Origin of the sequence: Streptomyces sp. 6-11-2, assembly GCF_006540305.1 — a bacterium.
In the GTDB taxonomy this organism is placed as follows: Bacteria; Actinomycetota; Actinomycetes; order Streptomycetales; family Streptomycetaceae; genus Streptomyces.
This window is the reverse complement of record NZ_BJOR01000001.1, coordinates 7,137,476-7,160,386: the sequence shown is the minus strand read 5'-3', so window position 1 is coordinate 7,160,386 and position 22,911 is coordinate 7,137,476. Positions and strand designations below refer to the sequence as shown.

Sequence of the window (22,911 nt, the reverse complement as noted above, 5' to 3'; positions counted from 1 at the left end):
GTGACTCGGGTCTATGAAGAAGTCACCGTGCGGCGGGCTCGCACCACAAACTCAAACGAGTGATCAAGGCGTAGGTGTTGACCATCGGTAGCGCCGAGTGCTCCTCGGTCTGCCATAAGGCCTCAAGGGCGCGATCTCCGCATGGAGTCCACTCGACGCCATCGACAGCCAACACTTACCAACTCTGGTGGCGACAGCGTGTCGTAGTCCTGATTCGAATCGTCGAAGACACCGGCCTCTTCCACGCTGCCCTTAGAAGAGGATTAGGTCTGCCATGCCCCGAACCATCTGGAGCGGTGCGATCAGCTTCGGCCTGGTCACGGTGCCGATCCACCTCCAGTCCGCCACCGAAGACCACAGCGTCCGTTTCCACCAGTACCACCTAGAGGACATGGGCAGGGTGCGCGTGCGCAAGGTGTGCGAGCTGGAGAACCGCGAGGTCACGCAGGACGAGATCGGCAAAGGCTACGAGTGGTCGAAAGACCAGGTCATCCCCATCAGCGACGCCGAACTCAGCAACCTGCCGCTCCCCACCGCTAAGGCCGTGGAGATCGAGGCATTCCTCCCACTGGAATCCATCGACCCAATCCGGATCGGCGAGGGCTACTACCTGGCCCCGGACGGGCAGGTCGCGGCCAAGCCGTACAAGCTCCTGCGGGAGGCCCTCGGCCGCTCGTCCCGGGTGGCGGTTGCGAAGTGGGCGTGGCATGGGAGGGAGCGCCTCGGCATCCTGCGGGTTCGCGACAACGTCCTGGTCCTGCACCTGATGCGCTGGCCGGACGAGATCCGCGACTCTGCCGAGGTCGCCCCGCCCGCGGTCCAGGTCAGCGACGACGAGATCGACGGCGCTCTGGCGCTCATGGAGACGATGGCGCGCGACGACCTCTCCGGCGATGAGTTCCGCGATACGTACACCGAGGCCCTGGAGCAGATCATCGAGGCCAAGCGCGAGCACCGGGAGCCGCCCGCGGTGCCGGAGCCGGAGGCCGAGCCGGGGCAGGTGCTCGACCTGATGGCCGCCCTGAACGCATCCGTGGAGAAAGCGAAGGCCGCGCGCGGTGAGAGGGAGGCCGACGTGCACGATATGCCGGCGCCGAAGAAGAAGGCCGCGAAGAAGCAGCCGGCCAAGAAGGCGGGTGGGGAGAAGAGCGCTGCGAAGAAGCCAGCCCGCAAACCGCGCAGCGCCTAGCCGTCGGTCATGCTGATCGGAGTCCTGGGGGGGGTGCTCGGTGGCGTCGGGCTGTCTGCCGAGCTCATGGTGAGGCGCAGCGATCGCCGCGTGCCAAGCCGTGCAGATGATCCAAGGCGTCGAGTACAGACCCATCCCTCTCATCACCGCCTGTGGCTGATCACCAAGAGAACCAACCGGGAGTGGCCGAGTAGACCTGCGGCGTGTAGTCGCAGATGTTCCCTCTGAAGGGCTCGGCCGCCATCTTCGCTGCCCACTGCTCGCCGCCGGCGTCCACCCTGTCGGCTGCCACCACGAGGGCTAGGGCGGCCACCATGCAAGCAATGAGAAACGGAGAGCGCGAAGGCCTGCTCCTCACGGTCGCTGTCCCCGCGCCGACCACGGCTATCAGGAAGGCTCCTGCGACCAGTGCGAGAGCCACGAGCGTGATGTGGTTCAGAGCTGGTGACTGGTGGCACAGCACGTATTGGCGGCCCGACCGAAAGCCCTGCACCCGCTCGTAGAGCGCGGCCAACCCCAGCGCCGAGCCGAACGCAAAGACGTGCCACGGTCGCACATCGATGTGCTGATGAGCCTTCATGCCGCTCATGACTCCCCCAGTAGCTACCCCGCCCCAGTGTGTGCCGCACCCTACAGAGCGGCCGGCGCTGCGACTTCGGCCGGGAGCCTCTTACCTCTGAAACGCCGGAGGCCCCGGATCTCTCCAGGGCCTCCGGTCTGTGCGCACCCGGCAGGATTCGGACCTGCAACCCCCCGATCCGTAGCTCTATGTGGATCGGTCGGTGTCGGTCGTACAGGCCACTTCATGGCCCTCGGAGGCACTACTGGTCGAGGCTGGTTGCTGTGGTTGCTGTACTTCCTTGCTGTACAGCTCGCTTCGCGGCCGCGTTCTGGGCATGAGCCTCACGCCGCAGCCGACGCTCCTCCAAGAAGGCGGAGCTGACCTATCGGCACTCCGGCGAGAGCAGGCAACGCGAAGTCGCCGCCGGGCTCGACGACCTCGTACGCGCCGAACGTGCGCAGCACCACAGCGGTGACCGCACGCACCACAAGGGGGAGCCGCCGGAGAGCTAATGGCGTGTGACCACGGGGTTGCCGAGTCCACGCAGACCTCTGTATCGTCTTTCGATAACATCGATAATCGATAGGGGTGGGTGTCGTCATGTCGAAGGTCCGCAATCCTCTGGAGCCGATATCGACGGGGGTTACGAGCGTCCTGATGCTGCTCGCGACGCTGATGGGCATGGGACTGTTCGCCTCGCTGTTCGCCGACGGCGGGTCTGTTCTCGGCATCGGCCAGAAGTACATTTGTGCCACGGATGCCGCCACGGTGATCAACGTCGATGAGCAGCCGATCCCGCGCTTCGCACCGGCACCGGGAGCCACGTTCAACGTGAACGCCCACCCGGAGTACTGCACTGAAGCCCCGAGTACGGTGCAGAGCCTGCTCAACACCGCAACCCAACTGGCGCCCTTCATCTTCGTCGTTGGAGCGCTCCTGCTTGCCCTCTGGGTGATCCGAAGTGCAGCGCGCGACGGCCTCTACACCACACAGACCGCAGAGCGGCTGCGCAGGCTGGGCTGGTGGACACTGGCAGGCAGTGTGCTCACCGCGATTGCCACCTCCATGGTCGAGAAGGCTCTCATCGCCTCCCTGAGTCTCAACAGTGACATCAGCGCTCTCTCCGGACTGTGGTCGTGGGACGTCCCCTTCATGGCGATCCTCGCCGGCCTCGGCGTCCTCTCCTTCGCCCGGATCATGCGCGTCGGCATCACCATGCGCGAAGACCTCGACGGGACAGTCTGATGTCCGAGGAAAAGCAGGAGCACGCGATCGAGGTCCATCTCGACCGGCTGCTCGCGGAGCGGGGGATGACCTTGACGGAACTCGCCAACCGGGTCGGAGTCACCCACGTGAATCTGTCGATCCTCAAGAACGGCAGGGCAAGGGCCGTGCGGTTCAGCACCCTGAGTCGCCTCTGCGAGGTGCTGGAGTGCCAGCCGGGCGATCTCCTCGGTTACCGCCCGCACTGAGCAGTCGGCGAGCCGTTACCGCACCCCAACAGTGCACTACCGGTGGGGCCTCAGGGCTCAATCAAGTGGGCCGCGGTCACTGCTATTGGAGCACCAGCTTGGAAGATCGCGTACGTGGGTGGGTGCTGACCTGGGAGGCTTCTGACCTGGGCCGGGGCGTCGGTGTGGCTGTCGTTCCCCGTGAGTCCCTGCCGCATCCCGTGTGATCGGCCACGTGAAGGGCACAGAGCCTCCTCGCCCCAAACTACGGACGCGACGGTCGCTGACCGTCGTTGCGCTGGTCGGACAGCCAGGTAGGGCTACTGCTGATCCTCTGCGCTCGCAGCGGTTGCCGTACCTCGCTGCTGTACAGGTTTAGCAAGTCTCATCCAGGAGCAACATCGAACGGCCGTCGTCCGACTCAAACTCGTACGCGTTATACACCGGCTCGATCGGCCAATCCGGGCCTTTGATAGCCCCTCCCGGACCTTCGTAGCGCTCCTCTGCGCGCGTCCAGGTCTCGGCGCGCTGGTCAACGGGGACATCCTGGAACCTCGCACTTGCCGCGTGCCCAACGACCATCAACGATGCTGAGTCGGCCAATCGCCGAGCCACTCGAACGTCCAGAGGACCACGCTTCAACTGCCACCAAGCTCCGGCGTGCTCGTCGATCACACCAGTCTCGACAACGGACATCCACTGTTCGGGCGGATCAGCTGGTTCCATCGATGCGAGGAACTGCTGAAACGACTGGCTACGACGAGGCTTGCGGGGTGTGGTCCCAGTCTGAGTGCTCAGCCGACGGCGAGCCAACCTACCCAACTCCCGTGTGTACGTTCGCCGACCTGCGCATCATGCCTCGTCAGTTCTTCTGGAAGTGATGCGCCAAGTCTTCCACGTGCGCCGCTTTCGTGTCTCCTACCTTCTGACCAGCGAAGATCCAGCGACTAGTTGTCATCATCTGTCAACGCCGGTTCGCCTCGCACGGCCCACAGACGGCCCGGCCACTGGCAAGTGGCGGCACGGGCATTTCAACCAGCTTCCCGCTCACGGGATCGGCGTCGCTTCGGTCGAGGGCGGATGTCGTTGAGGACCGCGCTTGCAGTCCCGATCACGCATATCACCAACATGACGGTGGAACCGATCCGTAGCAGCCCGTCGCCATATAGGGCCTGGTAGCCGAACCAGGCCATGGCGATGCAGGTCATCAGGCCGTTGCCAAGTCTCTTAAAGCGCGGGTCCATGCGCACTCCCGAGTCAGGTACGCCCGTGAACCGGGCCTCCTGAGTGTGGCATGGGCCTTCCCACTTCCTGCACCCACCACTCACTCGCTCCCATCCCGTCCGCCGTCGACCCACACACCGTGGAGCGGGCGTGGTTCAGGGGCGTCAAGGTGGAGCGCGCCACTGTACGAACGACCTTGACGCCCTGGGCCGCGTCTGCTCGGCTCTGCCTGGGTCGACGGTGGACGGGATGGGAGCTCCCCACGCTCGCCACGATGTGCCTGCGGCCGGGAAAGGCGCCCCCTCCATCCCGGTGCCGGCCGATCCCCCGCCGGAGGCACTGTTCTGACCTCGGCTGTGCCGTCTCAGCCCCGGCCTGGTTCTGCGTCAATCCGTCGCTGGCCACTCTTCGGGCCCGCCGCCGTGCCACTCCACCAGGGGCGTCATCGCCACGTCGAGTTCGTCCAGGCCCTCCAGGCCGGCCCTCTCCATGAAGACCGACAGGTCATGCAGGCTGTACGCCATGCCGAGGACGGTCCCGTCGGCACGCACCCGTCGGCCGCCCCCCTCTCCGGGCGGTTCCACGATCACGCGAGCAGCCATGCCACCATCCTGCGGTCGGACCGTGGGAGCGGCATCACGGCGTGGGTCAGTCGAGGTATCCGAGTTCGGCGTCCGGCCGGCAGTGCCCGCATGCCTCAACCCCTTCGGCGAGCGCCCGGAGCGCGAGGTCCCTTGGTACGCCGTTCCAGCGCTTGCCTGCCATGTGGCAGCCGCCGACGTGGACGGCGACGGGCGGGCTGTCGCGGTTCAGGCCGCGCTCGAGGATCCAGTCCGGCGTCGGGGGCCGGACCTGCTCGCCGCGCTGCCGCTCAGCTTCCCGCCGCTCGGCCGCCGCGATCTCCCCCCGGACTCGGTCCAGGGACAGTGCGAGCCACATCTCCAGGGTGCGGAGGCGCGGCAAGTCCGGCGGCAAGTCGTTCACACGTTCGATTCTATGATCGGGGGGTGACACCGCAAACCACCGGACCCGTGTCCGGTGCCACTGAACCTTGGCCGCTTGCCACTGAAGTTTGACCGGCACCACGATGCGCGCGGCACCCGCTGTCTGGGACACTCGTTTCCATGCCTGGTGCCAGACAAGACGATTCCAAGCCATGGCGGTCCATGCGGCTTGCCGCCTGGATCTTTCCCGTGGACATCGACGGTCGGCAACGAGAGTCGTGGTCCGAGTGGACGAACTGGCGGATATTCACGCTGCTCCTCTCGGGGCCGTTCATGCTGATTATTGCGTTCACTGGCCCAGGCCCCGGAGTGACTTGGTGGGAACGAGGCTGTCTTGCTGCGGTCGGCGCCGCCCTATCGGCGATCTTGGTTCGCGCGGTGATCGGGTACAGGCGGCTGACAGCCTCAACTCGGCAGGGGCCGAAAACGTAGCAGCAGGCCGTCGTCGACCTCTGCCGGCGCCCCCACTGCCCCTACAAGTCGCCCCGAGTCCCAGCCGGTCAAACTTCAGTGGCAGGAAACAACCGCTCGTCAAAGTTCGGTGGCAAACGGTCAAGGTTCAGTGGCACCGGACAACCCGCACCTGATTGTCCGTTGTCATCCAATCGAGGCGTTTGACAGCGAACCCAGTCGTTTCGGCTTCCTTGACAGCGAACCTAGTCGCACCGGGGCGACGGGCTGGGGGGTGCTGGGTGGCTGTGCCGGTTGGGGTGGAGTCGGTAGAAGCGCGTGTCGAGCTGTCGTACGTGGGGGCTGCACGCGAGCGGTTGAGGCGTCCGCTGCTGGACTGTGTGACGGCCCGCTTCGAGGACATCGCTCCGGTGCGGCGCTTTCGCTGGTCGCGAGGCGAGCGTCATTTCCCTGGCTGGTACTGGGCGGCGACGACCGGGCAGCATGTGGGGTTCGAATCGTGGCTGGAACGGGACCGGCTCCTGCTGATGGACTTCGATTCCACGGTGGCGGGTATCGCCTCGCAGCCGTTCTGGCTGCACTGGTACGACGGCAAGCGGGAGCGTCGCCACGCTCCGGACTACTTCGTGCGCCGGGTAGACGGCTCGGCGGTGGTGGTCGATGTTCGCGCGGACGACCGGATCGAGTCGAAGGACGCTGAGGCGTTCGAGGTGACCCGTCTGGCCTGTGATCAGGCCGGCTGGGGCTTCGATCGGGTCGGAGTGCCGGAGAGAGTGCTGTTGGCGAATGTCCGGTGGCTGTCGCGCTACCGGCACCCCAGGTGCTTGAACAGCCCGATTGCGGACCGGCTCCGGGAGGTCTTCGCGGCCCCGTCTCCGTTGATGGCCGGCGCGGAGGCAGCCGGAGACCGCCTCGCGACGCTGCCCGCACTCTTCCATCTGCTTTGGCTCCAGGAGCTGACCGCCGAGGAGATGACGGTGGAGTTGCTTGGCCCGTCCACGATCGTGCGCCTGACGAGTGGAGGTGTCCGGTGACGGGGAAAGGGCGGCGGGTTCCTCCGACGGCCAGGATCGCGGAGTTCCCCGAGACGGCTGCTGGCCAGGCTCTCTGGTGGGAGAACCACATTCTCGAGGTCCTGGACGGGCTGCCTCGTGATGCGCCCGAGGGGACTTCCCCAAGGCCGGAGTTCGACCCGAGAGTGAACTCGCTTGCCCAGCGCGAGCGGGCCAAGGCTGCCGAGCTGACGGCGGCCGGCCATGCGATGTCGGCCAGCGGCATCAAGCAGCGGCGCCAGCGTTACCAGCGCGACGGCCTGGTCGGACTGGCCGACGGCCGGTCCGCCAAGCGGATGCCGGCCTTCGGCAGGGTCGCCCCGGCAGTGACCGAGGCAATGCAGCAGGCAATCGCCGAGACGGCCGAGGCATCGTCGAAGACGATCGGCTTCGTGGTCTGGCGGGCGACGCAGATTCTGGCAGCCCGTGAGGACGCGGCGGACATCGAGGTTCCCTCACAGCGCACGCTCTACCGGCTGTTCGACAAGATGGCCATCGGCACCCATGCGACGGGCTCGGCGACCACCCGCCGTTCGGTGACCGCGCGGCCGGCCGGACCGTTCGGGGAAGTGCCCGCTTGCGCGCCGGGCGAGTGGATGCAGATCGACTCCACGCCGCTGGACGTCCTGGTGCGGTTGGACGAGGGGATCGCCGAGAAGGTCGAACTGACAGGAATGGTCGACCTGGCGACCAGGTCCCTTCCCGCTGCGGTGCTACGGCCAACGACGAAAGCGGCTGATGCTTCTGCTCTCCTGGCCCGGAGCGTCACTCCTGAGCTGATGCGTCCTGGCTGGTCAGAAGCGCTTCGGATGTCGAGGTCGGCACTGCCGCACCGGCGGCTGCTGGGCTTGGACGAGCGGCTGGAGCACGCGGCCGCAAGGCCGGTGATCGTGCCGGACACGATCGTCTGTGACCACGGCAAGGTCTTCATCTCGAACAACTTCCGGGCGTCCTGCCGCTACTTGGGCATCAGCCTTCAGCCGACTCACAAGGCGTCTCCCTTCGAGAAGGGCACGATCGAGAAAACACTGGGCTCAGTGGCCACGCTGTTCGCACAGTTCGTCGCGGGCTACACCGGCCGGTCAGTGGATCGCCGCGGGCGGGGCCTGGAGAACGGCCCTCTGTGGTCATTGCCCGAGCTGCAGAGCCTGCTGGACGAGTGGATCGTCGCCGTCTGGCAGAACCGGCCGCACGATGCACTGCGCGACCCGGACTCACCGAAGCGCGCGTTCTCGCCGAACGAGAAGTACGCGACCCTGCTGGAATCATGCGGCTACGTGCCGGCCCCTCTCAGCGGCGAGGACTACGTTGAGTTGCTGCCCGAACGCTGGCAGGCGGTCAACTCCTACGGCATCCGGATCAACCACCGCACCTACGACGGCCGCGAACTGGCCCCGTTGCGCCGCCAGCACTCCGGGGTGGTGGAAAAGAAGGGGATGTGGGAGATCCACTACGACCCCTACGACCTCTCCCGAGTCTGGGTACGCGACCGCCGCGGAGAGACAGATCAGTGGGTCACGGTGTTCTGGAAGCACTTGCACCGCGTCGGCGTCCCCTTCGGTGAGATGGCCTGGGACCACGCCCGCGCGCAAGTCCCGGACGGGACCGAGGAACAGATCGCCGATGCTGCCGCGGCCCTGCTGCTGCGCGCCCACAGCGGCCCATCTGAGGAGAAGGGCCGCTCGGCCAAACCCTCACGGCGTGACCGGCGGGTCGCTGCCCGCACCCGGGCCACCGCCACCGACCGGCCAGTCCCTGACCTGCCCGCCTCCGAGCCCGCACACGACGAGGAGGCGGACACCGACGTGGCCAAGGTCATCCCTCTGGGCCTGTTCAACCCGCTCGCCAACCCCTGGAGGCGCACATGACCATCTCGGAGCCGACAGCCCGGCACCCCGCGCTGGGCGAGGCGGATGCCGAGGCCAACCGGCAGCTGACCACCCTGGACGGATGGCGGAAGTCGATCGAAGGCCCGCCGGTGCCCCCGGATCTTCTGCCCCCTGGCGATCTGAAGCAGTTGTCAACGAGCGAACGGGACCTCTACGACGACGACCGTCTCGACCATCACGCCCGGATGCTCGTGGTCGCGACCTCGTTCGTCGAGAAGACCGTGGTCTGCGGCCGCCGCCTGGTCCTGCTCAACCGCCACGCGATCAGCGCCCGCCGCGGCCTGATGGTCTCCGGCCTGCCAGGCACGGGCAAGACCAGCGCCATCACCCAGCTCGGACGCGCCCACGAACTCCTCGACCGGGCCCGCCATCCGAACGTCGCCGACCGCATTCCCGTCCTCTACATCACGGTCCCGCCCGCGGCGACTGCCCGCATGGTCGCAGCCGAGTTCGCCCGCTTCCTGGGTCTTCCGGTCCGGCCCCGGTCGAACATGACGGACATCATCGAAGCCGTAGTCGGCGTCTGCACCGATGCCCGCACCGGCCTCGTGCTCGTCGATGAAATCCACAACGTTTCGCAGGTCACCCGGGCCGGCGGGGAGGTATCCGACACCTTGAAGTACTTCTCCGAACGCATACCCGCGACGTTCGTCTACGCGGGCATCGGACTGGAGACCAGCGAACTCCTGGCCGGCACCCGCGGTGCTCAGATCTCGGGCCGGTTCACCCTCGTCCCGACCCGACCGTTCCCCTACGGCGCCGAGTGGAAGGGCCTGGTGGCGACCATGGAGGAGACCTTGCTCCTGCACGACCACCCGCCGGGCACCTTGGTCAAGCTGGACCGCTACCTCCACGATCGGACCGCCGGGATGATCGGAGCTCTCTCCCACGCCATCCGGGGCGCCGCGATCGACGCGATCCTGAGCGGCACCGAGCGCGTCACCAAGGAAGGACTCGCCGCGATCCCGCTGGACCACGCGGCGGAGACCCAGAAGAAGCCGGCCAGGAAGGCCCCCAGGTGACCGGCGCACCCGCACGGCTTCCCATCCAGCCTTCACCGGGACTCGGTGAAGACACCGATCCGTCCGTCCGCCCCCACCTCGCCGAACATCTGGTTCCGCTTCCCGTTCGTGTTCGCCCGCAGCCTGCAGAATCCGTTGACTCCTACGTCCGCCGCTTGGCCCTCGCGAACCATCTCAAACCCAGCTACCTGCGCAGTTACCTTGCCGGACCGCCTGACTACGGGCCCGGGAAACGCCCACGACCTGACCGGCTCGCCGCTCTCACCGGACGACAGCAAGGCGTTCTGGAACGAGCCCTGTCCGATCTGGTGCGCCAGAAACCTGCGGATCCCAAGAAGCCCAAGCGCAGCTTCACGAAGGCCGCAGACAAACCAGCGCTCTTCGCGGCGATCCGCCGCGACGCTGAGGCCGAACGACTCCCCGTCTCGCAGCTGGCGAGACGACACCACGTCAGCCCCGCCACCGTCCGCCAGGCCCTGAACTCGCCCACGCCTCCACCCCGAAAGAAGCGTCCTCCCACCCTGGGCCCGGCCAAGGGACGCATCGGCCCGACAATCGACGCCATCCTCGACGAATACGCCGCCGCCCACGCCGGCCGCTTCCCCACCATGAGGGTGATCTGGGAAAAGCTGCTGGACGAACACGGTGTCACCGCCGCCTACGCCACCGTCCACCGCTACCTCGCCAGCCATCCGCACTGGAGCACGGACACCCTGGCCCGGCAGCCCGGCCAGCCTTCAGGAGACTTCCTTGCAGCCGCTCAACTACCTTTCTACGGCAACGTGATCAAGCACTACCGGGCGCTGCTGACCGCAATCCGCCGGGACCCCGCACGACACGGACTTGACGGCTCCTACGCCACTACGACAGCCTTCCTGCTTGGCCTCGACGCCGGCAGCTCGTGGAGCATGCTCACCGGATTTCAGGAATGGCTCGTCGTCCGACTCGGCAAGGGACACGACCTGACCTGGCCCGTTCTCGTCCGCCACCTCGCCCCCGGTGGCTGGGTTTACCCGCTCTCCGCGCCCGCCGACATTGCGGCAGTGACCACACTCCACCGGCTCATCGGGGAGTTCTTCACCACACGAGAACAGCCGGACGGCCTCGCCCGAATCTTCCGGGACTACCAGTCCTGGGCGACCACCCAGGACTGGTACCACCTCGCAGAAGCAGCGGACCTTGGCGAGACGCGTTAGGAATCACTGATCCACCACAACGGACCTACCCGTTTGTAGTCGGCGAGACAGGCTTGTTGTCACCAGATTCGGAGACCGGGTGCCGGACAGCCTTGGCCGATCGCTACGGAAGACGTCGAAGCTGAACCAGGTTGAGCCAGGTCTCCGGATTCGGTTCCACATACGTGGCACGAACCGAATAGCGCCCTGGCTCCAGATCCACCCGCAGATGGTTCTCTGGCTCCAACTCGTCACCAGGCCAAGCCGAGTCGAACAAGACCACTGGCCCCGGCACGTCCCAAAGTTGCTCAGGCTCCCAGGCGGCATCAGCGAGCGCGGCATCAACGCTGCCGAGAAGCTCCTCCTCCGATTCGGCGGCGCACCACCGCACGAACAGGCCACGTTCCGGAAGGAAGGACGTCGAGGCGGGGTCATCACCGAGGACCAGGGCCTGGGACTGCCCGACCGCCACCAGTCCGGCATACCCGTCGACGCCGCAGGCTCTGTCGTAGTCGGTTTCAGACTCGTCGCTGTCTGCACCGGACCACGAAGACAGGACTACTTCCGGCACAACGATCAACGGCCCGCCTTCGGACTCCACCCACTCGACTGCACCTGGATCTGCATACCTGGTCATGCGAGGAAGCTACAGGCCACCGGTGACAACGCTCATGGGCAGGCGACACCTACGGTCCCGGCACACAGACAGGTCTGATCGTTTGACATCCAACCTAGTCGCCCCAGGCCAGGACACTGCACCGGACTAACTTGACTGTCAAAGGACACTGATCGCTACCACCTCACTCTCACCGCCGCTGGCCGCCCGGCCATGCACGGCTGGTGGGGCAGCGAGACAACCACGCGCGGGAAGTTCCGCGACTGGATCGCCGAGTACGGCAGTACGCGCGGCGCCCGCATCACCCTCACCGACGAGGACACCGGCGCCACGTTGACGACCTGGCCAGACGAGCCGTGACCGTCTGCCAAGATGCAGGCCATGACCCACCGCCCGAACCCGGTCCGCACTCGTGCGCTGCGGCAGATCATGCGCCGCCACCGGAACGAGATCCCGCTCGGCCTGCTGCCCGACGCCCGCAGCGCGCAGCCGGAGCCCGGGGAGTACCGCCTGTCCACTCGCCGCCCCGGCCTTGTGAGCAGCCCGAGCCAACGAAATGGTGAGCGATAGGCGGATGGTTAATCGGCGAGGCGAAGGTCGGTGATGAGACGGAAGCGTTCCAGAACCGCTAGCGTCGTGTCGTCCACGGTGAATTCGGGGCTGCGCTTTCAACTCCCATATGCCGCCCTGGCCCTGTTCTACGGCGTGGACCGCTCCCCAATCACCCGCGTCGTTCACGAGATCCGCCCACTGCTTGCCGCACGGGGCTTCGCCGTTCCCGGCCAGCCCGACCTGCGGCTTCGCACGCTTGCGGACGTGTTCGCGTACGCCGCTACCAAGGGCGTCGTGCCGCGGATCGACGGCACCGAGGCCCAGGTCCGCCGCCCGCGAGGATGTTTGCCGCGTTTTGACCTAAATCGCCATCCAATTCCCGCTCCTGGACGTAACCACTGAGAGACAAGTTCCAGCAGGAGGAATTATGGCGATCTTCAACGCACTCTTCCCCACGCTGAACCGGGACTACGGTGAACGCGGCGGTGGCGGCGGACGCGGCGGACGCGGCGGACGCGGCGGACGCGGCGGTGGCGGCGGACGCGGCGGTGGCGGCGGACGCGGCGGACGCGGCGGCGGCTACGGACGCAGCGTCGGCTACGGCGGCGGAGGCGGCGGCGGCGGACGCGGCGGCGGCGGCGGACGCGGCGGCCGCTAGACGCTACTAACAGCGAGACGTAGCGGAGCGGACCGGTGCCCGAAGGAGCCGGTCCGCTCCGTGGTATGTCCTGAGGCGTCTACTGTCCGTGGGCACGGACGCCGACGACGTGGTGGCTGCCGCCCCGCCGCAGGTCAGGCGCTGTCGGCCGGGTGTCGGACGGCCTTCTTCAGTCCCATCTCGACGTCGAGTCGCGGCAGCTGGACCTGCTCGGCGAAGGTGCCGATGGCTTCGTGCACGGCGGCGGCCTGCTTGGTGGTGAGGGTTCCGGCCTGCTGCGCAGCCCAGGCGGAGCGTTCCAGCTCCACTAGGTCGGCGGGGAAGTCGATGGTTGCCACGGGCATCGATCCTACGCCGCTCTCACGACGTCCCCGAGCATCCGCTCGCGCCCGACGGCAACGGTCCACTCCTCGACAAGCAGCTCGTACCGGGCCCGCGTCTCCCCGTACAGCCAGCCACCGGATGCCCGGACCAGGGCGCGAATCTCCTGGTTCACGACCTCGGACGGCCGCGCGGAACCAGGGACGTGGACGTCGGGGGACATACCAGAAGCCTACGAGGTGGCTCTGACAAGGACACCCCGGTGGCCTGTGCCCGGAGTCCTCACGCGAGAAAGGTCCCGCCCCTACCCTGACAGTGACGAAGCTGTTCAGAGAGGGGCGAGACCGTGCCATCTGATGCTACCCCGGACCCGTACGCCGATCCGCTGAAGTTCGGCCAGCGGGTGCAAGTCTTGCGCGAACGCCGGGGAATGACCCGCGCACAACTAGCCGACTTCATCGACATCTCACCGCACACCCTCAAGAAGATCGAGAACGGGCAACAGCAGCCACCCGGGCTCGACATGGTGATGCGGATCGCCGAGGCCCTCCGGGTCAGCAACCTCTCCGACCTGACAGGCCACCCCGACATGCACGTTCCCCTCTTCACCGGCCCCGGCCACCCCCGCCTCGCCGCGGTCAAGGCCGCCGTCGACAACTTCTCCCTGGCCGCGACCGTGGAGCCGCCCCCGGTGGCCCACCTCGAGGCCCGGCTGGACGCGGCGTGGAAGGCGCGGCACGGGGCGAAGAACCACCGCGAGGCCATCGGCAAGTTGCTGCCCGACCTGATCAGGGACACGCAAGCTCTGGCTCGCCACGCCGACTCCGCCAGAGACCGGCGCGCCGCGCAGGCCCTGCTGGCGCAGACATACTCCCTGTCGCAGTTCTTCATCGCCTACCAGCCCGACGCAAGCCTGCTGTGGCGCGTCGCCGAGCGCGGCATGGTCGCGGCCCAGGACTCGGGAGACCCGCACGCTATTGGCGTCGCGGCCTGGCTTCTTGCCCAGGCCCACCGGGACTCCGGACCGCGGCACTTCGACGCCGCCGACGCCATCAATCTCGAAGCCGTGCGCTTCCTTGACCCGCTCCTGCCCGACGCACCCGATGACGTCCTGGCCATCGCCGGCGCCCTGCAATTCGAACTCGGCTATACCGCAGCGTGCCGCCGTGAGACCGGCACCGCCTGGCATCACTGGGACAAGGCAAACGCCATGGCCGCACGGCTGTCTGCCGACTACTACCACCCAGTCACGTCGTTCTCGAGGGCCATCATGGGCGCCCACGCTGTGACCGTCGCTGTCGAACTGCACCAGGGCGGTGAGTCCGTACGTCAGGCGGCCAAGGCGGACAAGGCCGTGATCAAGTCTCGGCCGCGTCGGGCGCGGCACCGGATCGAGGAGGCCCGTGGCTACCAGCTCGATGGGCAGCCCGATGTCGCGATCGCCACGCTGCAGAAGGCGTTCGAGGCTGCGCCGGAGACGATCCGTTACAACGGCTACGCGCGGCGCATCGTCCTCGAGGAGACGGAGTCGAAGCAGGCCGCGCGTCGGCGTCGGGCCTCGGAGTTGGCGGTGCAGATCGGCATCCTCGCCGCGTAGGGACCGGATTCCGGTCCTCGGTTAACCCTGCGTGCCCCTACGGTCACAGATGTGAGCCGGATCACTGTGGCCGTGGAGGCGCGAGGATGACCAGTGACAACAGCCAGAGGGCCCGTCGGCCTATCGAGTCGGCGCCCGGCGTGCTCGTTCATCCCACCGCCGACCGGCAGCTGGCGGCCGAGCACTGGCTGCTCTCCACTCACCCCAGGCCCAGGCAGGCTCGGGCAGACTGGGACCAGCACGGCGTAGCGCTACTGCCCCTGGGGACTCTGTTCTCCGCCGTGCGGATCCCTGGCGCTCTGATCCAGGCCGTCGCCGACACCACGGACGCTGATGAAGTGGACGCTTTCCTTAAGGAAGCTCTCGCCGACGGCCCCGTCATCTGCAACGCCCGCCACCTCCGGTACTACGCCCTGGTCCCGGGCAGCATGCCCTTGACCTGGCGTCAGGCCGCGGACGACTGGCGCGTCCAGGACGTCGACTGCCTCGGCCGCGGCTGCTACCTGGGCGTCCCCCCGCTGAACCCTTCGAAGGCGAGACACGAGGCCGACTCGTACTGGTCGGTGCCCATGCCGTCACCCGCGATGCTGTGCCGGCCGCTCACGGTCGCGAGACTGATCGCCGCCGGCGCGTACCAGCTGCTGGCCGAAGGAGCCGAGCCGGGCAAGCCCAGGATCGTCGAGCCGTGAAGGTCCTCGGACTCCTCGTGTACGTGGTGGCCGTGACCAGCCCGGCCCTCTCCGTTGTGCTGGCACAGGCCCCGCACTGACCGTCACACCCACGGCGTCTGCCCGCAGAGCAGGCCTCAGCGCCCAACACCCACACCACCACGGTCCCGTTCACCAAGGGAGTGAAATGACCGTCTCAGTCGTCTCGCCGAACACAGTGCTCGCCAACGCCCTCAGCGCCGCCGAGGACGTCCTCGCACCCCGTATACGCACCGCACCGCCCCAGCGCATCACGTTCGTGGTCGGCACGCAGATCAACGGCGTGCCCCACTTGGGCACGTCCCTCGTGCACTCCCTCGCATTCGCCGCCGCGGCTCGGGTCCGGCGGCGCTTCGGCATCCACGTCGAGGTTGCATTCGGCGCCCTCGACAACGCCCCGCACGAGGTCGTCGTCGACCCGGCGACGGGGCACCGGTACCAGCGCGCCTACGCGCACGCGCTCGGCGAGGACGTCCTCGCCGAGCAGGTCGACGAACTGTACCGGCCGTTATTCGACGCCCTGTCCGAGCGCCTGTCGATCCCGTACCAGGTCGAGATGTACTCGCAGCAGCAACGGACCGAGCAGTACCGGCGCACATGGCTGCGCGCACACCGCCGCATCGATGCCGCCCGCTGGTGGCTCGACCCGGCACACGGTGTGCCGCACGTCCGCGTGCCTTGCCCGGAACCGGGCTGCGGGTGGGCCGAGAAGTCAGCCGAACGGACCCGCATCCTGCTCGATGCCGAGCACGCCGAGGTGCAGGCGGTGTGTCTGCATCACGGACTGTACGAGGTCGTCGTCGGGCCGGGCGGCGGCGGGTACCTCGACCTCGCAACGCTGTACCGGAACCTCGTCAAAGAGCTCGCCGCCGCCGACCGCGACCGGCTGTCCGTCATGGTCAAGGGCGGCGACTGGGTGTTCGGCTCGACCCTCGTCGACAACGCCATGACCGCGATCGGGCTCACCGGCGGGCAGCTACCAACCCGGCTGTTCTGCCCGCAGGTCGTCACGGACACCGGGGCGAAACTCTCGAAGAGCCTCATCCGTGACGGCAAGGCGCCATTGCCGGACCGGTCGGCACCGTGGATGCTCGATACTCGGCTGTGGCCCGGCTCTCTCGCTGAGTACGCCGACCGGCTGCTCGATATGGCCGAGGTGCTGCTCGCCGACCCGCGGCATTTCTTCCGCTCGTACTCGGCCGGAGAGCTTGGCCGGCTGATGTCCGCACCGACGAGGAGCGTTACCGCCCCATGACCGACGCCACCACCGCCCGCAGGCACGAGCTCAACCTGTACCGCCGTTACTTCGAGCTCGTCGCCGCCGGCCGCAAAAGCATCGAGGTCCGGGTGCGCTACCCGCACCTCGCCGACATGGCCGCGGGCGACACAATCCGCTTCCGTATCAAGGGCACCGACGAGACATGCGACGTGCTCGTGAAGCGGGTCACCGCCTACAACGACTTCGAGGAGCTCCTCGACGGCGAAGGCCCGGCGAACGTGAATCCGAACAGCAGTCGCGAGCAGCAACTCGCGAACATCCGCGGCATCTACCCGCCGGAGAAGGAGGCGCTCGGCGCCCTCGCGATCGAGATGGAGCTGCTCGGTTCGTAGCGCATCACCTCAAGCTGGCCCCGCTCGTCCGCTTCCCCCGTGGCGGATGGGCGGGGCCTCTCCACGTCCCCGGTCAGCGCACAAGGTCCGCCAGCGGGATCTCGAGGGCGTGCGCGACGAGGAGTAGGTGGTCGAGGAGTGTGCCGTGGCCTTGCTCGATCCGGTTGATTGTTTTCCGGTCGAGGCCGGTCAGTTCGCCGAGTTTCTCTTGGCTGAGCTTGCGGTCTTTCCGGGCGGTGCGGATGTTGTCCCCGATGGCCCGGCGGCGGGTGATGACCCAGTCGGGCAGGGGATCAGATGGCACGCATACACGCTGGTGGGCGCGGTGATCATTGTCTGTACCCTTGTTGGTACATTTCCGAGGGTGCATTTGCGCCGCTACGCAAGCGCTTCACGCAGGAAACACACGTTCGAGTGGCGGTGCGATTGAAGCCCGCACCGCGGAGCACCAGACAAGGAGCTCCACCCCAGGCCGGTCGAACCGCCATCCGCTCCCCAGGCGCCGGCGGTTCGACCGCAGACCCCCCAGCCGACACCGCTGGGGGGTTCTGTCGTTTGGGGTGATCTACACTCACCGCTGCGCTGATCACTGGAGCTGGCCGACGGGCCGCTTGGCCCGGGCCAAACCGAGGGCGACCGAGCGGCCCCGAGCGTGATCCAACGACATCGAACTGCGGCTATTTGTCCAGATTCTCGACGTCTTTGCAGGTCACAGGTGGGTCAAAAATCGGGTTCGATTCCCGTCCGCCTCCGCTTCCAGGACGTCGGGACCGCTCCACCGACGACCGCGCGCACCAGGGCGGCGAGAAGACGGGGAGTGACTTCAGTCCGACCCCGGCGGCACCAACTCCCCGTCGTCGTCCGGCTCCGCGGATGCCGGACGCGGCGCCTCCTCGGACGACTTCCGCCGCGGCGACCTCTCCGCCTTCGCCACCCCAGCAGCAGCTCGAGCCAACTGCGCTCGCAGCTGATCGAACGCTGCCGGCCCTGACAGCTCCCGCAACCTACGACTCCTGCTCATACCGGCCCAACGCCCCGGCGCGCCGAACGTAACCGCAATGCACCCGAACGGAGCACCGTCGCAGGAAGATCGGCGTTCGCCGCCACGCTTGTCTAGTGTCGTGCCCACCTTCGCAGCTTCCCGATGACACGATCCTTGTGGAGACGGGTAGCCGAGATTTCGCCTGGGCTCGTCATGAAAGCCGTGAGGGGGGTCCATCGCTTACGTCCGTTGCGCGCCGTCCACCTCACCGCGGGGAAGTCCGTGATCTCCGTGATGCGCTCTCGGTCGATTACCCGCGTGCGAAGGTAGCCACGGATCACCAACCGTGAGTGTTCACATGTCACGCCGAGGCGATATCCCCGCACTGCCAGGACAGCAAACCCGATCAGGGCCAGACCAGCCGCAAGCCGCGCAACGGCGGTATCGGCTTGCGTCGCGTACGCAGTGCAGGCAACAGCTGGAACGACTCCGAGGCTGCTGTTGGCCAAACGGTTCAGCGTGGATGTCGATTGCTCCATGAGGTTCCTCGCGTGATCAGCATCTGCCGGCGCAGCCTACATTCGACGGTCCGCTCGACATCATGAGCACCACTAAAGCCGATTCCGCACCCGTGATCAGGAGCGGATCATCGCTACTACGTGCTCCAGCTGCGTGTGCATGACCCATAGCCACACCGGTCCATCAGACGATTCGCACTCGATCACCAAGACGCCGGCCGGGAGCCACAACCATTCGAGGCCCTCCTGCTGCCGCACTCGGACAAAACGCAGATCTGCCGGGACCTCACGGAGCCGAGTCCACGGCCAGCGAGGCTCCCATCGAAACTCTTCAGCATCAGCTCGCACCCGACCCGAACTCCAGCGGCCCCTGTTCGGCCGCTTGGCCCCGATCAGGAAGAGGGCTGCCTGCCCCGCCTTGGCCCGTTCCATGGCCCGCCGCGATCGCCAACGGCGGATCGCCTCGCCGAGTAGCACGCCGAGCACAACACAGATCCCCATAACCATCCGCGCAGTACAACAGGTTGGCGACTGAACAGCAAAAGGACGAGTCCACTGGACACCGGCGGTGAGCCTGTGCCCAACCTGACGCGTGATCCTGGGAGTTGGGCTGACAACGAGGTGACTCGGGCAGGCCTCGCGGCAGGGCGCTCGCACAGCCTTCCTCGAACTCGGCATCACGGTCGAGGACAAGCTCTGGCTGTACGGCGGCCACACCCGTGGCGTCCTCGCCCCACGTGTTCGTATTGCTGATCCGCGTCAGCCAGTTGACCGGCGTTGCGCCGGACGGCGTCGCCCGGTGGCTCGGACTCATCGGACACGGCCGGATGAATCATCCCGCCCCTGCAACCACACGGCTCCTTCACGAGTCATACACACGCAAGCCATGCATCACGCCTCAGGGGAGATCTTGAAGACCCGCACCACCACGTATGCCGCCATCCTGCTGACCGCCGCTGCCGCTCTGACCGCGTGCGACGACAGCACCAGCAGCGACAGCGGCAAGCCGGCCAGCCCCAAGCCCTCGGCCACTGCCGAGAAGGAGCCGGCCCAGAAGCAGAAGGACGAGAACCACAAGGCCGCCGACATCCCGCCCAAGCCGACCGGCCAGAAGCGCCAGCAGCTCCTCGACGCGCTCGCCAAGGCCGCCCCGGACGTCGTCCGTTACGAGGACAAGGCCATCGACGCCGCCCGTAATCAGTGCAGCTCCATCAACGGCGGGGGTTCCACACTCGACTGGGCCGCCTCTCAGCGCTTCAGCTACAAGGACGTCACCACCACCGAAGCCGAGGGCAAGGCCATCAACGACGCTCTCAAGACCTCCGGCTTCTGCACGGTGTGACCCCCGCCGCTACAGGCAGGGCCCTGCCACGCCCGTCGTGGCGGGGCCACCACTCGGCTGACTGTTCGACGGCCGGTTGGGGTGCGGATACCGCCTCCTTCCAGGCTGTCGCCATTCACCTCGCCCTCGCCGCCAAGGAACCCCTGATGCCGATCAACTTCGACAAGCTCCCCGCCGGCCTGGTCAACCTCACCAAGACCGCCGCGGTCTCCCTGGAGAAGAACAACCTGACGGGGCAGCGGGCGGCCGTCTACCTGGTCCTCGACCGGTCCCGCAGCATGAGCCGCTACTACCGCGATGGCAGCGTGCAGCACCTCGCAGAGCAGGCCTTGGGCCTGTCCGCCAATCTCGACGACGACGGCATCGTCCCCACGATCTTCTTCGACAGCGATGCCCACCCCGCGGCCGACATCAGCGTCGACAACTACCAGGGCAGCATCGACCGCCACCACAAAGCGCTCGGCCGCATGGGCTCCACCAACTACGCGGCCGCCATGGACGAAGTCATCGACCACTACCTCGACTCCGACAGCACCGACCCCGCTTTCGTCATCTTCCAGACCGACGGCGGGCCGGACTCCCGGCGGGCCGCGGAACAGACGCTGTGCAAGGCGGCGAAACTGCCCATGTTCTGGCAGTTCATCGGCTTCGGCCCCGACCGTTTCGACTTCCTGCGCAGGCTCGACGACCTCGAGGTGCCGAAGAAGCGGGTCATCGACAACGCTGGCTTCTTCCCCGCCGGCGACGCCCCGAAGCGGATGTCAAACGCGGAGTTGTACGACCGGTTGATGGGCGAGTTCCCCGACTGGCTTGTCGCGGCACGCCATGCCGGAATCGTGCCCTGACCATGCTGGTGAGCCCGCTTACGCGGAGGACGAGTTCCCACCACACCAGCCAGATCAGGCCCTTGAGCACGGCGGACAAGGGTGTGCTGTCGAACGCGGCGGCGCCATCGAGGCGTTCACCAGCCCGGAAGACGCTCAGGCCCGTGCCCAGTACATCGAGTCGGTCACGAAGTCGATGCCCACGCTCGCCGAGTGCGACTACGTGCATGGCAGCATCCTGGTGCGGGTGTCGCACTACCTGACGCCGAAGCAGGCCGCGGAGTACGAGGCCGCCGCCAACGGACTCCGGAAGTAACCGCCTTGGATTGGGCGTTCACGATCACCAAGGAGGCTGTGGCGGCCGCTCAGGCCGCTTCCGGCCGGCCGCGGTCGGAGGTCGTGCAGGCACTACGGCAGTCCCTGTGTCCGGACGGCAGCGTCTGTGCTGGTCGTCCACTCGTTCCGTGTGTCCGTGGGCGTCGAGGAACTCCAGGAGCGGCACGGCGACCCTGCGGGTGGTGTCGAGAGCCTTGCGGGCCTCGCTGAGTGTGAAGGGCTGGGGCAGGCGGCGGAGCACCGCGGCGGCCTCGGCGTCGGCTCCCGGCAGCAGCACGATCCCGTCGCCGACCCGCAGCAGTGCGCCCGCCGAGACCGCCGCGGCCACGGCTTTGCGGTCGAGTCCCAGGGCGGTGAGACGATCGGCCTCGGGGGCACGGAACGGTGCCGTCTCCAGCTCGCGCCGCACCGAATCGACGGCCGCCCGGACCGGCGGCGGCAGGGTGGGACCGATGCTGTCGGGCCGGTACAGGCGCCCTTCCCGTCGCAGCAGACGGGGCTCGCCCGGCGCCGCGGCGAGGGCGTCCACCAGCGCCCGGTCGGGCAGATCCAGCAGGTGCCGGGCCGCCTCGGCGGGCAGTCCCGGCTCCATGGGGTGCAGGCGTGCGTGCTCCGCGACCTCGGCGGCCAGCCTCTCGCGCAGCCGGGCCCAGTGGGCCTTGTCGGCCAGCCAGTCCCCGGTGAGCGGCCCGGTGGGCGGCGGGATGCCCATGGCCAGCAGCCGGGAGCGGCGGACGAGTCCGCGGCGCCGCAGCTCGGCCGCTCCGTCGGGGCGGTCCGTCATCGCGGCCAGTACGGCGGCCCTGGCCCGTCCGGCGCCCCGCCGGGTCAGGTCCGGCGGGCACACGTCGAGCACGGTCACACCGCAGGGTCTCCGCCCGCCGCCGGGTTCACGCAGGACGGCCCGGTCCCCCACACGCAGGGGCAGTGCGGTGCGCAGGGTCAGCCGGGCGGTGTCCTCGCCGAGGGGGCGGGCGGTCACCGCGACGGCCGCCGTGCCGATGTGCAGGGTGACGCTCCGGGGCAGCTCGCCGACCGGCTCACCGGTGACGCGCACGTCGATCCGGTCGGTGAACAGCCAGCGGTCCGGCGCCAGCAGCACCTTCCCCCGCCGCAGTTGCCCGGCGAGGGGGCCGTGCACGTTGACCGCGACCCGCGCCACGCCGCTGACGGCACTCCGGTCCTGTTGCAGGCACTGGAGCCCGCGCACCCTCAGCGTGTGCGCGCCGGCCCCGTTCACCAGCCGGTCGCCGACGCGCAGGGTGCCCGCGCCGAGCGTGCCGGTCACGACGGTGCCGTGCCCACGCGCGGTGAAGGCGCGGTCCAGCCACAGCCGTACGTCCGCGTCGGCGGGCGGCACGGGCAGTGCGCGGGCCGTCCGGGCCAGTTCGGCGCGCAGTTCGTCCAGTCCGGCGCCGGTCACCGCGCTCACCGCGACGGACGGCACGGTCCCGAGCGAGGTCCGGGACAGTCGCTTGACGGCCTCGGCGCGCACCGGCTCGGGGTCGGCCAGGTCGCTGCGGGTCACGGCGAGCACCGCGTGCCGTACACCGAGTGCGTCGAGGATCGCGAGGTGTTCCTCGGACTGCGGCTGCCAGCCCTGGTCGGCGGCGACCACGAACAGCACGGCGGGCACCGGGCCGACTCCGGCCAGCATCGTGGCCACGAACCGCTCGTGGCCGGGTACGTCGACGAAGGCGAGGCGTTCGCCCTCGGCGTCCGGCGGCGTCCACACGAAGCCGAGGTCGAGCGTGAGTCCCCGGCGCCGCTCCTCCTCGTAGCGGTCGGGTTCCATCCCGGTCAGGGCTCGTACCAGGGCGGACTTGCCGTGGTCGACGTGCCCCGCGGTGGCCAGCACTCGCATGGTC

24 protein-coding genes are annotated in these 22,911 nt (G+C 67.8%); 16 read left to right on the top strand and 8 right to left on the bottom strand.

Annotation, left to right across the window (positions count from 1 at the left end):
- Positions 1-274 precede the first annotated feature (274 nt).
- The gene (locus TNCT6_RS32105; protein ID WP_141364638.1) at positions 275-1,189 is read left to right on the top strand and encodes a Ku protein; all 915 of its coding nucleotides are present in this window, start codon (positions 275-277) and stop codon (positions 1,187-1,189) included.
- 160 nt (positions 1,190-1,349) lie between these two features.
- Here TNCT6_RS32105 and TNCT6_RS32100 read toward each other — a convergent pair whose 3' ends face one another.
- Entirely contained in the window at positions 1,350-1,778 is a 429-nt protein-coding gene (locus TNCT6_RS32100) for a hypothetical protein (protein ID WP_141364636.1), read from the bottom strand.
- Positions 1,779-2,339: 561 nt separating this feature from the next.
- On the opposite strand from TNCT6_RS32100, the gene TNCT6_RS32090 reads away from it, so the two are divergent.
- Positions 2,340-2,996, top strand: a complete 657-nt coding sequence (locus TNCT6_RS32090; protein WP_141364634.1) for a DUF2975 domain-containing protein — start codon at positions 2,340-2,342, stop codon at positions 2,994-2,996.
- The gene (locus TNCT6_RS32085; RefSeq protein ID WP_141364632.1) at positions 2,996-3,223 is read left to right on the top strand and encodes a helix-turn-helix transcriptional regulator; all 228 of its coding nucleotides are present in this window, start codon (positions 2,996-2,998) and stop codon (positions 3,221-3,223) included. The genes TNCT6_RS32090 and TNCT6_RS32085 overlap by 1 nt, the downstream gene beginning before the upstream one ends.
- 1,589 nt (positions 3,224-4,812) lie before the next feature.
- Here the strand turns inward: TNCT6_RS32085 and TNCT6_RS32080 are convergent.
- Together TNCT6_RS32080 and TNCT6_RS32075 are read right to left on the bottom strand one after the other, a co-directional pair.
- Positions 4,813-5,028 carry a hypothetical protein gene (locus tag TNCT6_RS32080; RefSeq protein WP_141364630.1) on the bottom strand — a complete coding sequence of 72 codons (216 nt, stop codon included), beginning with the start codon at positions 5,026-5,028 and terminating at the stop codon, positions 4,813-4,815.
- A 46-nt stretch (positions 5,029-5,074) separates the two neighbouring features.
- Positions 5,075-5,410: a DUF6233 domain-containing protein gene (locus tag TNCT6_RS32075; protein ID WP_141364628.1), complete on the bottom strand. Its 336-nt coding sequence runs from the start codon at positions 5,408-5,410 to the stop codon at positions 5,075-5,077.
- Between the two features lie 712 nt (positions 5,411-6,122).
- Between TNCT6_RS32075 and TNCT6_RS32070 the strand changes: the two genes are divergently transcribed.
- The 4 genes from TNCT6_RS32070 (at position 6,123) to TNCT6_RS32055 (ending at position 11,000) form a co-directional block, all read left to right on the top strand.
- Positions 6,123-6,875, top strand: a complete 753-nt coding sequence (locus TNCT6_RS32070; protein WP_141363007.1) for a TnsA-like heteromeric transposase endonuclease subunit — start codon at positions 6,123-6,125, stop codon at positions 6,873-6,875.
- A 356-nt stretch (positions 6,876-7,231) separates the two neighbouring features.
- Positions 7,232-8,761 carry a Mu transposase C-terminal domain-containing protein gene (locus TNCT6_RS32065; RefSeq protein ID WP_253266450.1) on the top strand — a complete coding sequence of 510 codons (1,530 nt, stop codon included), beginning with the start codon at positions 7,232-7,234 and terminating at the stop codon, positions 8,759-8,761.
- Complete coding sequence (locus tag TNCT6_RS32060) at positions 8,758-9,804, top strand: ATP-binding protein (RefSeq protein WP_141363011.1); 1,047 nt, start codon at positions 8,758-8,760, stop codon at positions 9,802-9,804. Before TNCT6_RS32065 ends, TNCT6_RS32060 begins: the two co-directional genes overlap by 4 nt.
- Positions 9,801-11,000 carry a TniQ family protein gene (locus tag TNCT6_RS32055; protein WP_141363013.1) on the top strand — a complete coding sequence of 400 codons (1,200 nt, stop codon included), beginning with the start codon at positions 9,801-9,803 and terminating at the stop codon, positions 10,998-11,000. Before TNCT6_RS32060 ends, TNCT6_RS32055 begins: the two co-directional genes overlap by 4 nt.
- A gap of 103 nt (positions 11,001-11,103) precedes the next feature.
- On the opposite strand, the gene TNCT6_RS32050 is transcribed toward TNCT6_RS32055, so the two are convergent.
- Complete coding sequence (locus tag TNCT6_RS32050) at positions 11,104-11,616, bottom strand: immunity 21 family protein (RefSeq protein WP_141363015.1); 513 nt, start codon at positions 11,614-11,616, stop codon at positions 11,104-11,106.
- Between the two features lie 192 nt (positions 11,617-11,808).
- On the opposite strand from TNCT6_RS32050, the gene TNCT6_RS40170 reads away from it, so the two are divergent.
- The 3 genes from TNCT6_RS40170 (at position 11,809) to TNCT6_RS41750 (ending at position 12,805) form a co-directional block, all read left to right on the top strand.
- Complete coding sequence (locus TNCT6_RS40170) at positions 11,809-11,955, top strand: hypothetical protein (protein ID WP_172633119.1); 147 nt, start codon at positions 11,809-11,811, stop codon at positions 11,953-11,955.
- A 276-nt stretch (positions 11,956-12,231) separates the two neighbouring features.
- Positions 12,232-12,549 carry a hypothetical protein gene (locus TNCT6_RS32040; RefSeq protein WP_308789483.1) on the top strand — a complete coding sequence of 106 codons (318 nt, stop codon included), beginning with the start codon at positions 12,232-12,234 and terminating at the stop codon, positions 12,547-12,549.
- A 25-nt stretch (positions 12,550-12,574) separates the two neighbouring features.
- Positions 12,575-12,805, top strand: coding sequence for a hypothetical protein (locus TNCT6_RS41750; protein ID WP_141364626.1), 231 nt, complete (start codon positions 12,575-12,577; stop codon positions 12,803-12,805).
- A gap of 134 nt (positions 12,806-12,939) precedes the next feature.
- Here TNCT6_RS41750 and TNCT6_RS32030 read toward each other — a convergent pair whose 3' ends face one another.
- Both TNCT6_RS32030 and TNCT6_RS32025 read right to left on the bottom strand, forming a co-directional pair.
- A complete protein-coding gene (locus tag TNCT6_RS32030) occupies positions 12,940-13,143 on the bottom strand; it encodes a hypothetical protein (protein WP_141364625.1) in 204 nt (67 codons plus the stop codon).
- An 11-nt stretch (positions 13,144-13,154) separates the two neighbouring features.
- Positions 13,155-13,349: a hypothetical protein gene (locus TNCT6_RS32025; protein ID WP_141364623.1), complete on the bottom strand. Its 195-nt coding sequence runs from the start codon at positions 13,347-13,349 to the stop codon at positions 13,155-13,157.
- 123 nt (positions 13,350-13,472) lie between these two features.
- On the opposite strand from TNCT6_RS32025, the gene TNCT6_RS32020 reads away from it, so the two are divergent.
- The 4 genes from TNCT6_RS32020 to TNCT6_RS32005 all read left to right on the top strand — a co-directional run bounded on the left by TNCT6_RS32020 (position 13,473) and on the right by TNCT6_RS32005 (position 17,041).
- Positions 13,473-14,723 carry a helix-turn-helix transcriptional regulator gene (locus tag TNCT6_RS32020; RefSeq protein ID WP_172633118.1) on the top strand — a complete coding sequence of 417 codons (1,251 nt, stop codon included), beginning with the start codon at positions 13,473-13,475 and terminating at the stop codon, positions 14,721-14,723.
- An 86-nt stretch (positions 14,724-14,809) separates the two neighbouring features.
- On the top strand, positions 14,810-15,412 hold the full coding sequence (locus TNCT6_RS32015) for a hypothetical protein (protein ID WP_141364621.1): 603 nt from the start codon (positions 14,810-14,812) through the stop codon (positions 15,410-15,412).
- Positions 15,413-15,578: 166 nt separating this feature from the next.
- Positions 15,579-16,685, top strand: coding sequence for a hypothetical protein (locus TNCT6_RS32010; RefSeq protein WP_141364620.1), 1,107 nt, complete (start codon positions 15,579-15,581; stop codon positions 16,683-16,685).
- A complete protein-coding gene (locus TNCT6_RS32005; RefSeq protein ID WP_141364618.1) occupies positions 16,682-17,041 on the top strand; it encodes an ASCH domain-containing protein in 360 nt (119 codons plus the stop codon). Before TNCT6_RS32010 ends, TNCT6_RS32005 begins: the two co-directional genes overlap by 4 nt.
- A gap of 73 nt (positions 17,042-17,114) precedes the next feature.
- Here TNCT6_RS32005 and TNCT6_RS32000 read toward each other — a convergent pair whose 3' ends face one another.
- Positions 17,115-17,345 (bottom strand): helix-turn-helix domain-containing protein, encoded by a 231-nt coding sequence (locus TNCT6_RS32000; RefSeq protein WP_141364616.1) that lies wholly within the window; start codon positions 17,343-17,345, stop codon positions 17,115-17,117.
- A 2,106-nt stretch (positions 17,346-19,451) separates the two neighbouring features.
- On the opposite strand from TNCT6_RS32000, the gene TNCT6_RS31985 reads away from it, so the two are divergent.
- Positions 19,452-19,883 (top strand): hypothetical protein, encoded by a 432-nt coding sequence (locus TNCT6_RS31985; protein ID WP_253266298.1) that lies wholly within the window; start codon positions 19,452-19,454, stop codon positions 19,881-19,883.
- A 146-nt stretch (positions 19,884-20,029) separates the two neighbouring features.
- Positions 20,030-20,728, top strand: coding sequence for a VWA domain-containing protein (locus tag TNCT6_RS31980; RefSeq protein ID WP_141364608.1), 699 nt, complete (start codon positions 20,030-20,032; stop codon positions 20,726-20,728).
- A 319-nt stretch (positions 20,729-21,047) separates the two neighbouring features.
- Here TNCT6_RS31980 and TNCT6_RS31970 read toward each other — a convergent pair whose 3' ends face one another.
- Positions 21,048-22,907: a SelB C-terminal domain-containing protein gene (locus tag TNCT6_RS31970; protein WP_141364606.1), complete on the bottom strand. Its 1,860-nt coding sequence runs from the start codon at positions 22,905-22,907 to the stop codon at positions 21,048-21,050.
- Positions 22,908-22,911: the final 4 nt, after the last annotated feature.